Raw genomic sequence first — 12,850 nt, 5'->3', positions numbered from 1 at the left:
GGTCCACGGGGCGGGGCTCCGGGTGCGTCAGGCTGAAAGACAGGGAAGGGAAAAGGCCACCTGGGCGCCAGCGCCGGGCGCCGAGTCCACCACGATGGAACCACCGAGCTTCATCGCCCGCTCACGCATGTTGAGCAGGCCGTAGTGTCCGCGCGGCGTGCGGCCCGGGTCGAAGCCCTTGCCGTTGTCGCGCACCACCAGGTGCACGCCCTCGGCGCTGAAGTCCAGGCGCACCTGGACCTCCTTCGCTTCGGCGTGCTTCGCCGCGTTGGACAGGCACTCCTGGAGGATGCGGAACAGCGCCAGTTGCGCGTCCGGCGGCAGCTTGCGCGTCAGGCCCGTGCGCTCGAAGCGGATCTCCTGGCCGGTGCGGTCGCGGAACGTCTTGACGTAGTCCTCCAGGCCCTGCGCCAGCTCGAAGTCGTCGCGCATCATCCGCAGGTTGCGGCGCAGCTCCTCGATGGACTCCTCCGCGGTGGCCTTCATCTCGCGGATTTCGGAGCGCAGCCCGTCGTCCTCGCGCGCCATCGCCATGTTCAGGATGTACTCGGCCTGGATGATCATGGAGGACAGGGATGCGCCCAGCCCGTCGTGGATCTCCCGCGCCAGCCGGTTGCGCTCCTCCACCACGGCCAGCTCCTTCAAGTCACCCTGCAGGGAGACCACCTCGCGGTGCGCGGTGGCCTCGCGCTCGTTCAGGTACACGAGCACGTAGACGATGATGAAGTTGAGGCCCAGGTACCAGAGCAGCGTGAGCAGCTCCACCGCCGTCACGGACCGGTCCAACAGCAGATCCAGCCGCGTGGTGACAGGCAGCGCCAGGAGCGGCGGGAGGATGGCCAGCGGCTTGGGGAAGAGGATGGCGAAGAGCGTGGTGAACAGGAGTTGCGTCGCCAGCAGCGGGCTCTGGAGGCCGCCGCCCACCTGGGGCCGGGCGATGAGCACCACGGTGATGAGCAGGTCGAAGCAGAGCGTGAGGTACGTCACCCACCGGCCCGCCTTCGGGTGGTCGATGACGAGCAGGTTCGCGACGCTGTAGAGCAGCATCGCGAAGTAGCCCACGAAGGAGATGGGGCCGCTGAAGCCGAAGTAGCCGCTCCACGCGGGCACCGCGAGGATGAGCAGGCCCAACGTGAGGAACATCATCCGCGCGTAGAACAGGGCGCGGGCCCGGGCGACGAAGCGGTCCTGCTCCCAGGAGGCGGCCGCCTGCTCCGCGGACACGTTGTCCGTGAGGTTGCGGCGCTCCAGGACGGCGCGGACGCGGGCCCGCAGGTCGTGGGCCGGGTGCTGCTCGCCGTCTCTCAGCTCGCTGTCCATGCGCCCGGCAGCTTACGGGACGTTCCCCAGGGAGCGGAATTCCCGGAGCCAATCCGTCGTCTTGCCTGCCGGGCGAGGGCGGGGGCGGGCGCTACTTGCCGGCGCCCGCGTCCACGCACGCCGCCTTCGCCTGCGGCTGCTGCTTGAAGACGAACTCCAGGCGGTCGCGGCTCTCACCGGTGCGCTCGTCGAACAGGGGCGTGCCGCCCGCGTACATGGTGCCCTCCTTGCTGCCGTAGCGGTCCAGCTTGTGGGACTTGAGCCAGCCGTCCACGCAGGACTCCAGGGCCAGCCGGTCGCTGGCGCCCGAATCGAAGCTGGAGGCAGTGGTTCCCCCCGAGTCCGGGGTACCGGCCTCGGCGGTGGGCTGGGTGCCGTCGGAGGTGCCCGACTTGAGCTCCTCGCGGACGGTGCCCGTCTGGGTGGCGGCGTCCGGGCTCTCGCCGGTGTTCTTGTGGCAGCCGACAGCCAGGGACAGGAGGGTGGAAAACACGAGCGCGCCGGTCAGGTTTTTCATATGTCCTGGCTGGTGAGGGCCGCTTGTGACGGCGGCGGTGGCGACAACGGTGTGAAGGCTTCGGGAACGTCCTGGAGTCCAGACGTGGAGTCGCCGCACCATATTCGTTCGATCCTCGCGGAGCACCAGTCCCATGCACGGCCACCCTGATACCGACCACCACGCACGCATTCCCCACGCCACCCGCATCGAGCGCTCCCGCGTGCTGGTGGTGGGGGCGGGCGGCCTGGGCTGTCCGGCGTCGTTGGCGCTCGCGCAGGGTGGGGTGGGCCACTTGACGCTGGTGGATCCGGACCGGGTGGACGTGACGAACCTGCACCGCCAGCTCTGGCACCGCACCGGGGACGTGGGCCGCTTCAAGGCCGAATCCGCCGCCGCCGGCCTGCTGCGGGCCTTCCCCACCTTGAGCGTGGAGGCCCTGCCCGAACGGCTGGACGCGAACAACGCGGAGGCCCTCTTCCGCGCGCACGACCTGGTGGTGGATGCCACGGACGGCGTGGCCACCAAGTTCTTCCTGTCGGACGTGGCGGTGCTCACCGGCGTGCCCCTGGTGTACGGCGGCGTGCTGCGGATGCAGGGACAGGCCCTGCGCGTCGATCCGGGTGGGCCGTGCCTGCGCTGCCTCTATGAGGACGCGCCCCCGGCGGACGCGGTGCCCACGTGCGCGCAGGCGGGCGTGCTGGGCTCGATGGCGGGGCTCATCGGCGCGGTGCAGGCGCTGCTCGCGCTGGAGCTATTGGCGGGCGCCGCGGGCCGGACGCGCGGCGAGGCCACGCTGCATGTGCTCGACGGCGCGACGCTGGAGGGGCGCACGGTGAAGGTGACGCGCGCGCCGGACTGTCCGGGGTGTGGCATCCAGTCGCTGCCCCCGTTCCCTTCGTCCCAGGAGGACACCGCATGCCCGACATGACGGCGACGTTGGACATCACCCGTGAGGTGTGTCCGATGACCTACGTGCGCACCAAGCTGAAGCTGGAGTCGCTGCCCACGGGCACGCTGCTGGAGGTGCTCCTCAAGGGCGAGGAGCCCCTGAAGAACGTGCCCCGCAGCGCGCGCGACGAGGGCCACGAGGTGGTGTCGCTGGAGCCGCGCGCTGACGGCACCCACCGGTTGCTGGTTCGAAAGCAGGGGAAGTGATCATGGCCACGGTTCGAATTCCCACCCCCATGCGCACGCTGACGCGCAACCAATCCGAAGTGCAGGCCACGGGCGCCACCGTGCGCGACGTGCTGAGCGACCTGGACGCGCGCTACCCCGGCATGGGCACCCGGCTCCTGGATGAGCGCGGGGCGGTGCGCCGGTACGTGAACATCTTCCTCAACGACGAGGACGTGCGCGCCCTCCAGTCGCTGGACACCCCGGTGAAGGACGCGGACCGGCTCACCCTCATCCCCGCCATGGCGGGAGGCTGAAGGCCGCATGGCACTGAGCGAGGATCAGATCCTGCGCTACTCCCGGCAGATCCTCCTGAGGGAGGTGGGCGGGCGCGGGCAGGAGGCCCTGCTGTCGGGCGGCGCGCGGGTGGACGGCCTGGGCGCGTCCGGCCTCACCGCGACGGCGTACCTGGCCGGAGGAGGCACGCCGGTGACGGGTGTGGGCGGGCTGACGATGGGGCCCTGGTCGCCGGGGTTTCTCGCCTCGGCGCACGACGTGGGCCGGCCGGTGGACGCAATGCTGGCGCAGGTGGTGCCGGAGGTGAATCCGGACGCGGCGGGCACACCCGGGGGCGGCCTGCTCGCGGAGCTGCCCGCGGCGTGGAGCGGCGAGGCGCCCTGGGTCGCGCTGGGCGGTGATGGCGCGCGCGGCGCGGTGGTGTTCCGGGGCGCCGACGGGTGCGTCTGGTGCTTCGGTGAAACGGTGCGCCACCTGGGGACGCCGCCGGACGGAGCCCTGGGCGTGGCCCTGGGGGCACTGGGCGCGCTGGTGTTCCAGCGGCTGCGGCTGGGCATGGGCCCGTCGCTGGGCGGCCGGTGGTTGAGCGCCCCGGGCGCGGTGGCGGCCCTGGAGCCGCGCCAGTGCTCGCGCTGCAAGGCCGCGAAGCCCTGATCCACCATGCGTGGCGCCGCCTTCCCACCGGAGGTCCTCGCCCGGATGATCCACCACCTGGAGGCCGCATGGCCCCACGAGGGCTGCGGCGTGATCCTCCAAGGAGAGCATGGGGAAGGGGAGGAGGGCCCCTGGCGCGTCGTGCCGCTGCCCAACGTTTCTCCTACCCCGCGCATCGCCTACGCCTTCGCCCCGGACGCGTGGCTCCGGGTCTGCCTGGAGGCGGAAATCCGGCGGGAGACCCTGGTCAGCGTCTTCCACTCCCACATCGACACCGCCGCCACCTTCTCCGCCGAGGACCGCCGACAGGCCGCTCCAGGAGGTGTCCTACTTCTGCCGGGTGTGTCGTATGAGGTGATCTCCATCCACGGGGGAAGGGCGACCTCTGCCTCATCCTCTCAGTGGATGGATGGCGATTTTCAGGGAGTTCCGATCCCACTGCCGGATTTCAGGTTTGAAAAACCCTTGTAAGGGCAGGCACTTGATCGCTTGGAACCCCCACCTGCGGAAAGGTGGGTCCGAATTGTCAAGTCAGTGGGTTTTCGTCTATAAAGCAGCGGTCTATTGGATCTGCCGCGTCCCATGCCGCGTGCAAGAAGCGCTCCGGACGCAGGGAGTTTGAACCCTTATGGCCCCCAACACTGGCTTTACCCTCTGGCTGACCGGCATGTCCGGGACCGGAAAGAGCACCACGGCTGCCTACATCGCGGCCCGCCTCCGGCAGGTCGGGCGCAACGTGGAGATCCTCGACGAGGGCGATCTCCAGAACGACCTGTGGGCTGGCATCGGCGATTCCAAGGATGAGCGCAACACGGTGGTCCGCCGTCTGGGCTTCGTGGCCAACCTGCTGAGCCGCAATGGCGTGGCGGCGCTGGTTCCCTGCGTGAGTCCCTACAAGGCGAGCCGCGAGGAGGTGCGCCGCGCGGTGGGCAAGTACGTGGAGGTCTACGTCGACTGCCCCACGGAGAAGCTCATCGAGCGCGACACCACCGGTCGCTACAAGAAGGCGCTCAACGGAGAGATTCCGAACTTCATCGGCATCACGGAGCCGTACGAGCCGCCCAACTCGCCCGAAGTCACCATCTACTCCGACACGGAGTCGGTGGAGGACGGCGCGGCGAAGATCTTCCAGGCGCTCCTGGACCTCGGCCTGATGTCCACGGACGAGCTCAAGACGATCACCGGCAAGAAGATGAAGGCCAACCCGCTGCCCAAGAAGGCCCGCCGCGACGAGGATGAAGAGGATCCTCCGGTTCGCATGGTGGGTGCCAAGGGCGCCAAGACGGCGAAGGTGGCGGCCCCCAAGGCGGACAAGGGTTCCAAGGGCGCCAAGGCGCGTCCGGCCACCCGCGCCGCCCGCGTGGGCAAGCCGGCTCCGGCCGCGAAGAAGGCCGTCAAGCGCAAGGCCAAGTAGTCGTTGAATCCGTCGTTCTTTCGCGAAGGGCTCCTGGTTGCGTGCGCGATGCGCGTGCAATCCGGGGCCCTTCCGTTTTAGGAGTTCCCCCATGCTGAGCCCCGAGCAGATCCAGGCCCTGTGTGACGCGTCCCGCCCCAAGCTGGAGGCGATGCGTGAATCCCTGCGCGCGCATGGCAGCGCCCTGGTGGCGTTCTCCGGCGGCGTGGACTCCACCTTCGTCCTCAAGGTCGCGGTGGAGGTGCTGGGCGAGCGCGCCCTGGCCCTCACCGCGCTGTCCGCCTCCGTCGCCCCGGAAGAGGAGCAGGAGGCGCGCGAGCTGGCCGGACGTCTGGGGGCCCGTCACGTCGTCGTCTCCAGCAACGAGCTGGCGAACCCCAACTACGCCGCCAACCCCACCAACCGCTGCTACTTCTGCAAGACGGAGCTGTACGACCTCTGCGAGGCGAAGCGCGCGGAGCTGGACCTGTCGGTGGTGCTGGACGGCTTCAACGCGGACGACTTCAAGGATCACCGCCCCGGCCACAAGGCCGCCAAGGAGCACAAGGTCGTGTCGCCCCTGGCACAGGCCGGGCTCACGAAGGATGAGATCCGCGCGTGGAGCCGCGCGCTGGGGCTGCCCACCTGGGACAAGCCGCAGATGGCGTGCCTGGCGTCGCGCATCCCCTACGGCACGTCGGTGACGCGCGACCGGCTGTTGCAGATCGCCGCCGCGGAGTCGGAGCTGCGCACCCTGGGCTTCCGGCAGTTCCGCGTGCGCTACCACCAGGACGTGGCGCGCATCGAACTGGACAGCGTGGAGTACCCGCGCTTCTTCGAAGCCGCCGTGCGCGAGCGGATCAACGGAGCCTTCAAGTCGCTGGGCTTCAAGTTCGTGGCGTTGGATCTGGAGCCCTTCCGCTCCGGCCGGCTCAACGAGGCCGCCGGCATCACCCCCCAGCCGGCAGGGCAGGGGAAGACCGAGGGCTTCCCGCTCCCGGTGGTGGGGTGAAGGCCCTCCGCCGTCCGTCCTTCCTGATCCGCGCCCCCAGCCTCTTGCTGATCCTGGGGGCCGCGCCCGCCGTCGCCGCCGAATACGTGGACGACGGCCCGTACGCGCACCGCCGCTCGCTGATCCTCTTCGCGGGGCCCGGCGCCACGTACACGGAGCGGATCAGCGGCAGCGCCACCGCGTCCGGCTTCGCCGCGCAGTTGGATCTGGGTGTGGGGCTCACCGTCGGCTACGACCAGGACGAGGTATTCCTCCTCGTGCGGGGCAGCAGCGGCGGGGGCCCGGGCGAGGAACTGGCGCTGATCGGCGGCTACCGCAGCGTCTTCGGATCCGAGTCCTGGCAGACCTTTTTTGATCTCGGCGCTTCCGTGCGTCCGATTTCTGGGCCGTGGCTGGGGCCTCGCATAGGGTTCGGCGCCAGACACACCCTCTCGGATCATTTCGCGCTGTACGGCGGGCTCGGATTCACCTTCGGGTTCGGCTCCGGACTGCGCGCGGACACCGAGGTCTTCACCGGGCTTCAGTGGATCATCCCGGTAGGCTCGGCATCGTGAGAAATTCTTGCGGATGTCCGACTCTGTGAGATGGTGTGCGCATCTGTAGGAGGTCGCGCACTTGGACATGAATCCCCGCCTCACCTCGGTCGTGTTTCGTCTCAACCGCGAGAAGCTCGATGCCCTGAAGGAGCTGTCGCGCGCCACGCGCATCCGTCAGAGCGAATACCTGCGGGAGGCCATTTCGGACCTGCTGGCGAAGTACGAAGCGCGCTTCGTGGACTGAAAAGAGCGCCGCGCTTCATCCCGACGCCCCTTCAAGTGAAGGGGGGCGAGTCGGGCAGACCGGGCGGATGGAGGCGCTCGCCGGGCCCGAAAGGGTCCACCGCGGAAGGATAGCGGACCTCCCACAGCACCAGCCCATGCGCCGGGGCCTTGAAGCCGGCCAGGGACGTGCCCGCATCCAACGCCGCGTGCCATTGCTCCTCGGACAGGAGCCCCGCGGCCACCTTCAGCGCGCTGCCCACCAGGTACCGAACCTGGTAGCGCGCGAAGCCATCTCCCTCCAGGCATGCTTCGTACAGCCCACCGCCCCGCTCGCGCAGGGTGGCGGAGGCCAACGTGCGCGCCTTCTGGGGACTCGAGCGCTCGTGGAACGCGGTGAAGTCCCGCGTGCCCACGGCGCGGGCGAGCAAGGCCTCCAGCCGCTCCGGCGTCACCGCGCGCCCGCCCTGGAGTGTCGCGTCCGCTGGAACGTCCAGCGCATACGGCCGCCACGCCTCCGACGGCGGCGCGCCCAACGTCAGCCGGTACCGGTACTCCTTCCCGCTCGCGCTCCACTGCGCATGGAAGGACCCCGGCGGCCGCTTCGCGACGCACAGGCCCACGTCCGGGGAGAGGAACGGCGACAGCCGCTGGGGCAGTTCGGCCGGAGCCACGTCCTCATCCAGGCGCAGGCTGATGACCTGCATCCGGGCGTGGACTCCCCGGTCCGTGCGGCCCGACGGCATCACCGTCGCGGGCGATCCAGCCTGGGCAAGGGCGTCCTCCAGGGCATCCTGGACGGTCGGACCCTCTACCTGGCGCTGGAAGCCGCGGAAGTTTCCGCCGCGGTACCAAGTCCACAGTACGGCGGGAATTCGTCGAGGAGGAGTCTTTGCCACGGCGTTGCGATGGCGCGGGGAGACACACGATACTCCCGCGCGAATGCTGGCCGGACAACAAGAACTCGCGGTGGACAGTGATGCGCAGTGGCTTTTCCGCCAGGGCGACCTGGTGCTGGGGCCCATCACCGGGTCCCAGGTGGTCGAAAAGCTCTACACGGGGGAATTGACCCCGGACAGCCCGGTGGCGCCCGCGGGCGAGCGGGACTTCCGCACGCTGCGGGACACCGCCGCCTTCCAGGTGCACATCGCGCGCTACGAGGCCCAGGGCCGCGTCGCCGCGACGATGCTCGTGGAGCAGGCGAAGAACCAACGCCGCGTGAAGGTGCTGGGCGGGGTCGCCGCCGGCGTGGCGCTGCTCCTGGGCGTCGCGGGCTGGTACATCGCGCGCAACGCGGCCGTGTACGGCTGGTTCGGCGCGGAGGAGGAGGGCGACGGCATCACCATGGACCCGCCCACCATCCGGCTGGCCCAGTCGCGCGCCGGGGACGAGGACCTGTTCGCCTATCCCTCCAATGACCCACGCCGTCCGGACCGCGCTCCTGGTACGGGCACCGGCACCGGCACGACGGCGAAGCCTGCGGGCACCGCCGTGGCCAGCGCTACCAGCCGTCCGCCCCGCACGGGCAGTGTCTCCACGGATCCCGACGGCCTGGAGATGGCCCAGCAGTTCGACCAGGGCGCCATCAACCGCGTCGTGTCCGGCAACCGGAACACGCTCTTCCGCTGCTTCAAGGAAGAGGCCGAGCGCACGCCGGGCCTGGCCGCGAAGATTCCGATGGAGTTCGTCATCGGCAACGACGGCCGCGTCGCGAAGCTGTGGGTGGACAACCCCCAGTTCAAGCAGGGCCCGCTCTACGACTGCCTCTTCACGGAGCTGAAGAAGTGGCCCTTCAAGTCCTACGACGGCGAGCGCGCGACCGTGGGGCTTTCGTTCAATATCGGCAAGCGCGGGTAGGGTGACTTTCTTGCCCACCCCCCGGACGTGCCCGATAGAAAGGGCATGTCCGCCGCATCCGTCGCCGAAGTCGAGATCTCGAAGAAGGCCCTGAGCGTTCCCCCGGGAACGTTCCGCCACACCGTCCTCGTGGCCGCCAAGAAGTTCAAGTCCACCTGGGCGGAGCTGGGCAAGCTGCTCGTCCAGGTCCGGGACGAGGCCAAGTATGAGGAGTGGGGTCACGCCACCTTCGAGGCCTATTGCCTCAAGGAGCTGCACATCAAGAAGCAGACGGCGCTGAAGCTCACGCGCTCGTTCAGCTTCCTGGCCAAGCACGAAGCCCCCGAAGAGCTCCAGCAACAGGAATTCCCCGAGAAGGCGCCCGCCTTCGAAGTGGTGGAAGTCCTGGCGGACGCCGAGGAGCGGGGGCAACTGTCGCCCACCGAGTACAAGTCGCTGCGCGACAGCATCTGGAGCCCGGAGAAGTCGCCCACGGAACTCAAGAAGGAGTTCACCGAGCGCTTCCCCCGTCCGCCGCCCGAACCGCCCCCGGAGAGCCTCCAGGTGCGGAAACTGGCGCAGCTTGCGCGAAAGCTCGCCTCCGAGCTCGCGGGAAGCCGTCGGGTGCCGAACGCTGTCGCCGAGCGGGCGGCCGCCCTGGCGGACGATGTCGAAGAGCTCGCGTCGAGCGTGACGGACGCCTGAGTCGCTGTTATCCAACACCGACCTGACCGGGGCTGAACGCTCCGCGAAGGGGCCACCTCCACCGGGCTTCCTGCCTGGGGAGGAGGGCCCTATAGTGGGTCAAGGGCCTGTAGCAGGTGGGCCTGGAGCCGTCTGAGACGTGGGCGGTTTCGAGGGTGGCGGAGTGCGGTGGTCGGCGGAGAAGGCTCCGGGTACACCGGGGCCTGGCGAACTCGGAGGCGGCAGTGAAGAAGGAGCACCACGTCAACCTGTCCTGCTCGTTCTGCGGCAAGTCGCAGCGCGAGGTCCGGAAGCTCATCGCCGGACCCACGGTCTACATTTGCGACGAGTGCATCAAGCTGTGTAACGACATCATCGCGGACGAGAACGAACGCGAGGAGGGCAAGCCCCAGGTCAGCCTGCCCACGCCCTTGGAGATCAAGGCGTTCCTCGACGACTACGTCATCGGTCAGGACCAGGCGAAGAAGGTCCTCTCGGTCGCGGTCTACAACCACTACAAGCGCATCTACCAGAAGAAGCCCGCCGCCCGGCCACGCCCTGGCGTGAAGAGCCCCACCGGCGAGGACGTGGAGCTGCAGAAGAGCAACATCCTGCTCATCGGCCCCACGGGTTCCGGCAAGACGCTGCTCGCGCAGTCCCTGGCGCGCTTCCTCAACGTTCCGTTCACCATCGCGGATGCCACCAGCCTCACCGAGGCCGGCTACGTGGGCGAGGACGTGGAGAACATCATCCAGAACCTGCTCCACAACGCCGACTACGACGTGGAGAAGGCGGCGCGCGGCATCGTCTACATCGACGAGATCGACAAGATCGCGCGCAAGGGTGACATGCCCAGCGCCACCCGCGACGTGGGCGGCGAAGGCGTGCAGCAGGCGCTGCTGAAGATCATCGAAGGCACCCGCGCCAACGTCACCCCGCGCGGCGGCAAGAAGTACAACCAGCAGGAGTATGTCCAGGTCGACACGACCAACATCCTCTTCATCTGCGGCGGTGCCTTCCACGGCATCGACGGCGTCATCAAGCGCCGCGTGGGTGAGAAGGGCCTGGGCTTCGGCGCGAAGATCACCCACAAGGAAGAGCGCAGCGTGGGTGAGCTCCTGGCGATGACGGAGCCGGAAGACCTGATGAAGTTCGGGATGATCCCGGAGTTCATCGGCCGTCTGCCGATGATCGCGACGCTCAACGACCTGAAGGAGGATGACCTCGTCACCATCCTCACGATCCCGAAGAACGCCCTGGTGAAGCAGTACCAGAAGATGTTCGAGATCGAGAAGGTGAAGCTCTCCTTCACCAAGGAAGCGCTGCGCGCCATCGCCCGCGAGGCGATGCGCCGTCACTCCGGAGCGCGCGGCCTGCGCGCCATCATGGAGGACGCGATGCTGGAGATCATGTACGACGTGCCGTTCCGCGAGGGCGTCAAGGAGTGCAAGATCACCGAACAGGTGATCACCAAGCACGAGCCTCCGCAGATCGTCATGGAGAAGGAAAAGAAGACCGCCTGAGGTTTCCCCCAAGCGGTCGGTGTTTCCCACCCGGCGCCCCTCGCCTTCATTGGCAGGGGCGCCGTGGTGTTTCTGGTGCCCGGGACAGCGCTCCGGGCACGGGCCCTTCCGTGTCAGCTCTGGGTGACGCGCACGGTGGTCTTCATCTCGCGGCCGGAGACGGGGTCCTTCGCCTTCATGGTGAGGATGCCCTCCACGTTCACGTCGAAGATGATCTCCACGTTCACCGTGCCGGCCTTGGACGGCGGGATGCCGGAGAAGGTGAACTCGCCCAGCATGTCGTTGCGCGCCACCACGTCGTGGTCACCCTGGTAGATGCGCATGGCGAGCTCCGTCTGGTTGTCCACGCTGGTGGTGGCCAGGAGCTGCTTGGCGTTGGGGATGGACGCGTTGCGCGGGAACACGACGTGGAAGCCGCCGTCGCCGCGCTCCAGGCCAATGGCCATGGGAATCACGTCCAACAACTGGATGCGCAGGTTGGTGTCGTCCTGGAGCGAGTGCGCATAGAGCGCGGCGCCAATGGCGACGGCCTCGTCCGGGTGGACGCCCTTGCTGGGCGGCTTGCCGAAGAACTTGGTGAGCCGGTCCTGCACGATGGGCATGCGCGTCTGGCCGCCCACGAGCATCACTTCGTCGATGTCCTTCGTGGACAGGCCGGAGTCCACCAGCACGCGCGCGACCATCTGGAGGCTGCGGTCCACGAGCTGGTTTGTCAGTTGCTCCAGCATCTTGCGCGTGAACTTCATCTCGATGTTCAGGGGCTGGCCCTGCGCCGTCATCGTGATGAAGGGGATGTTGAAGGGCACTTCCTCGCGCGCGGACAAATCAATCTTGGTGCGCTCGGCCAGGTCCTTGATGCGCTGCATGGCCACCGGATCCGTGGCCAGGTCGATGCCCGTCTTGGCCGCGAAGTCCTTGAGGACGTGGTGGATGATGGCGTTGTCGAAGTCGATGCCGCCCAGGAACACGTCGCCGCCGGTGGACTTCACCTCGAAGACGCGGTCGCGGATTTCAATGATGGAGACGTCGAAGGTGCCGCCGCCCAGGTCGTAGATGACGACCTTCTCCGCCAGCCCCTTGCCCACGCCGTAGGCGAGCGCCGCCGCGGTGGGCTCGTTGATGATGCGCACCACCTCCAGGTCGATGAGCTTGCCGGCGTCCTTCACCGACTGGCGCTGCCGGTCGTTGAAGTAGGCGGGCACCGTCACCACCGCCCGCTTGATCGGCATCTTCAGGTAGTTGGAGGCGACCTCGCGGATCTTCCCCAGGATTTTGGCGCTGATCTCCTGGAGGGTGAACTCCCGCTTGCCCACGTCCAGGGTGACTTCGTTCTTCAAGCCGGGGCGCATGTTGTACGCCACGACCTTCTTCATCGTGTCGACGACATCACTGCCGTAGGCGCGGCCTACCAGGCGCTTGGCACCGTAGACGGTGTTGCGCGGGTTGAGCTGCCACTGGCGCTTCGCCTCGAAACCGATGAGCTCGTTGCCCTTGTCGTCGATGGCGAAGATGGACGGGATGGTGTACTCGCCGCCCTTGTAGGGGATGAGCTTGACGTTCCCGCTGTCCTCGACGATCGCCGCGCACGAGTTCGTCGTGCCGAGGTCGATGCCGATGATGGGCTCCTTGTGCATCGCGTGTGGGCTCCGGGTGGGGCTTTTCCGTGGTTCCGAGGAGAAGCACCCGGGACCGTATCTCACCCGTCCCGGGTGCGCGAATCGCTTACCATCCGCCGATCGCCCGACGCCCGCCTCCCCGGGC

16 protein-coding genes are annotated in these 12,850 nt (G+C 68.2%); 12 read left to right on the top strand and 4 right to left on the bottom strand.

The genetic code is table 11. The features are described 5' to 3' along the window. Positions 1–27: 27 nt before the first annotated feature. On the bottom strand, positions 28–1,320 hold the full coding sequence (locus D7V88_RS31615) for a sensor histidine kinase (RefSeq protein WP_120533040.1): 1,293 nt from the start codon (positions 1,318–1,320) through the stop codon (positions 28–30). A 91-nt stretch (positions 1,321–1,411) separates the two neighbouring features. Beyond that, positions 1,412–1,837: a hypothetical protein gene (locus tag D7V88_RS31610; protein ID WP_120544338.1), complete on the bottom strand. Its 426-nt coding sequence runs from the start codon at positions 1,835–1,837 to the stop codon at positions 1,412–1,414. Between the two features lie 133 nt (positions 1,838–1,970). Here D7V88_RS31610 and D7V88_RS31605 point away from each other — a divergent pair, with 133 nt between their 5' ends. From D7V88_RS31605 to D7V88_RS31565, 9 genes are all read left to right on the top strand, one after another. Further along, on the top strand, positions 1,971–2,747 hold the full coding sequence (locus D7V88_RS31605; RefSeq protein ID WP_120544337.1) for a HesA/MoeB/ThiF family protein: 777 nt from the start codon (positions 1,971–1,973) through the stop codon (positions 2,745–2,747). Continuing rightward, on the top strand, positions 2,735–2,974 hold the full coding sequence (locus tag D7V88_RS31600) for a sulfurtransferase TusA family protein (RefSeq protein ID WP_120544336.1): 240 nt from the start codon (positions 2,735–2,737) through the stop codon (positions 2,972–2,974). Before D7V88_RS31605 ends, D7V88_RS31600 begins: the two co-directional genes overlap by 13 nt. A 2-nt stretch (positions 2,975–2,976) precedes the next feature. Further along, a complete protein-coding gene (locus D7V88_RS31595) occupies positions 2,977–3,249 on the top strand; it encodes a ubiquitin-like small modifier protein 1 (RefSeq protein WP_120544341.1) in 273 nt (90 codons plus the stop codon). 7 nt (positions 3,250–3,256) lie between these two features. Beyond that, on the top strand, positions 3,257–3,883 hold the full coding sequence (locus tag D7V88_RS31590; RefSeq protein ID WP_120544335.1) for a HesA/MoeB/ThiF family protein: 627 nt from the start codon (positions 3,257–3,259) through the stop codon (positions 3,881–3,883). A gap of 6 nt (positions 3,884–3,889) precedes the next feature. After that, positions 3,890–4,354, top strand: a complete 465-nt coding sequence (locus tag D7V88_RS31585; RefSeq protein WP_120544334.1) for a M67 family metallopeptidase — start codon at positions 3,890–3,892, stop codon at positions 4,352–4,354. A gap of 157 nt (positions 4,355–4,511) precedes the next feature. Continuing rightward, positions 4,512–5,297, top strand: a complete 786-nt coding sequence (gene cysC / locus D7V88_RS31580) for an adenylyl-sulfate kinase (protein WP_120544333.1) — start codon at positions 4,512–4,514, stop codon at positions 5,295–5,297. Positions 5,298–5,388: 91 nt separating this feature from the next. After that, positions 5,389–6,288: an ATP-dependent sacrificial sulfur transferase LarE gene (gene larE / locus D7V88_RS31575; RefSeq protein WP_120544332.1), complete on the top strand. Its 900-nt coding sequence runs from the start codon at positions 5,389–5,391 to the stop codon at positions 6,286–6,288. Then, positions 6,285–6,842: a hypothetical protein gene (locus D7V88_RS31570; protein WP_244238499.1), complete on the top strand. Its 558-nt coding sequence runs from the start codon at positions 6,285–6,287 to the stop codon at positions 6,840–6,842. The genes larE and D7V88_RS31570 overlap by 4 nt, the downstream gene beginning before the upstream one ends. 61 nt (positions 6,843–6,903) lie before the next feature. Then, the gene (locus D7V88_RS31565) at positions 6,904–7,068 is read left to right on the top strand and encodes a ribbon-helix-helix domain-containing protein (protein ID WP_120533031.1); all 165 of its coding nucleotides are present in this window, start codon (positions 6,904–6,906) and stop codon (positions 7,066–7,068) included. A gap of 31 nt (positions 7,069–7,099) precedes the next feature. On the opposite strand, the gene D7V88_RS31560 is transcribed toward D7V88_RS31565, so the two are convergent. After that, positions 7,100–7,753 carry a tRNA pseudouridine synthase A gene (locus tag D7V88_RS31560; RefSeq protein WP_341870733.1) on the bottom strand — a complete coding sequence of 218 codons (654 nt, stop codon included), beginning with the start codon at positions 7,751–7,753 and terminating at the stop codon, positions 7,100–7,102. Positions 7,754–7,988: 235 nt separating this feature from the next. On the opposite strand from D7V88_RS31560, the gene D7V88_RS31555 reads away from it, so the two are divergent. The 3 genes from D7V88_RS31555 (at position 7,989) to clpX (ending at position 11,089) form a co-directional block, all read left to right on the top strand. Further along, positions 7,989–8,903 carry an AgmX/PglI C-terminal domain-containing protein gene (locus D7V88_RS31555; RefSeq protein ID WP_120544331.1) on the top strand — a complete coding sequence of 305 codons (915 nt, stop codon included), beginning with the start codon at positions 7,989–7,991 and terminating at the stop codon, positions 8,901–8,903. Positions 8,904–8,948: 45 nt separating this feature from the next. Beyond that, on the top strand, positions 8,949–9,587 hold the full coding sequence (locus tag D7V88_RS31550) for a hypothetical protein (protein ID WP_120544330.1): 639 nt from the start codon (positions 8,949–8,951) through the stop codon (positions 9,585–9,587). 224 nt (positions 9,588–9,811) lie between these two features. Next, the gene (gene clpX / locus D7V88_RS31545; protein ID WP_120533042.1) at positions 9,812–11,089 is read left to right on the top strand and encodes an ATP-dependent Clp protease ATP-binding subunit ClpX; all 1,278 of its coding nucleotides are present in this window, start codon (positions 9,812–9,814) and stop codon (positions 11,087–11,089) included. A gap of 113 nt (positions 11,090–11,202) precedes the next feature. Here clpX and D7V88_RS31540 read toward each other — a convergent pair whose 3' ends face one another. After that, positions 11,203–12,723, bottom strand: coding sequence for an Hsp70 family protein (locus tag D7V88_RS31540; RefSeq protein WP_120544329.1), 1,521 nt, complete (start codon positions 12,721–12,723; stop codon positions 11,203–11,205). Between the last annotated feature and the right edge of the window lie 127 nt (positions 12,724–12,850).

This window comes from Corallococcus terminator (assembly GCF_003611635.1).
GTDB lineage: Bacteria > Myxococcota > Myxococcia > Myxococcales > Myxococcaceae > Corallococcus > Corallococcus terminator.
Note: the sequence above shows the minus strand (reverse complement) of the source record. Positions and strands in the feature narration are given on the sequence as shown.

What these genes read in the sequence shown, in the direction of transcription:
- D7V88_RS31610 (WP_120544338.1), bottom strand. Translation starts at nt 1,837, where the DNA reads ATGAAAAACCTGACCGGCGCGCTCGTGTTTTCCACCCTCCTGTCCCTG.
- larE (WP_120544332.1), top strand. Translation starts at nt 5,389, where the DNA reads ATGCTGAGCCCCGAGCAGATCCAGGCCCTGTGTGACGCGTCCCGCCCC.
- D7V88_RS31540 (WP_120544329.1), bottom strand. Translation starts at nt 12,723, where the DNA reads ATGCACAAGGAGCCCATCATCGGCATCGACCTCGGCACGACGAACTCG.
- D7V88_RS31595 (WP_120544341.1), top strand. Translation starts at nt 2,977, where the DNA reads ATGGCCACGGTTCGAATTCCCACCCCCATGCGCACGCTGACGCGCAAC.
- D7V88_RS31550 (WP_120544330.1), top strand. Translation starts at nt 8,949, where the DNA reads ATGTCCGCCGCATCCGTCGCCGAAGTCGAGATCTCGAAGAAGGCCCTG.
- D7V88_RS31605 (WP_120544337.1), top strand. Translation starts at nt 1,971, where the DNA reads ATGCACGGCCACCCTGATACCGACCACCACGCACGCATTCCCCACGCC.
- cysC (WP_120544333.1), top strand. Translation starts at nt 4,512, where the DNA reads ATGGCCCCCAACACTGGCTTTACCCTCTGGCTGACCGGCATGTCCGGG.
- D7V88_RS31590 (WP_120544335.1), top strand. Translation starts at nt 3,257, where the DNA reads ATGGCACTGAGCGAGGATCAGATCCTGCGCTACTCCCGGCAGATCCTC.
- D7V88_RS31585 (WP_120544334.1), top strand. Translation starts at nt 3,890, where the DNA reads ATGCGTGGCGCCGCCTTCCCACCGGAGGTCCTCGCCCGGATGATCCAC.
- D7V88_RS31615 (WP_120533040.1), bottom strand. Translation starts at nt 1,320, where the DNA reads ATGGACAGCGAGCTGAGAGACGGCGAGCAGCACCCGGCCCACGACCTG.
- D7V88_RS31600 (WP_120544336.1), top strand. Translation starts at nt 2,735, where the DNA reads ATGCCCGACATGACGGCGACGTTGGACATCACCCGTGAGGTGTGTCCG.
- D7V88_RS31555 (WP_120544331.1), top strand. Translation starts at nt 7,989, where the DNA reads ATGCTGGCCGGACAACAAGAACTCGCGGTGGACAGTGATGCGCAGTGG.
- D7V88_RS31560 (WP_341870733.1), bottom strand. Translation starts at nt 7,753, where the DNA reads ATGCAGGTCATCAGCCTGCGCCTGGATGAGGACGTGGCTCCGGCCGAA.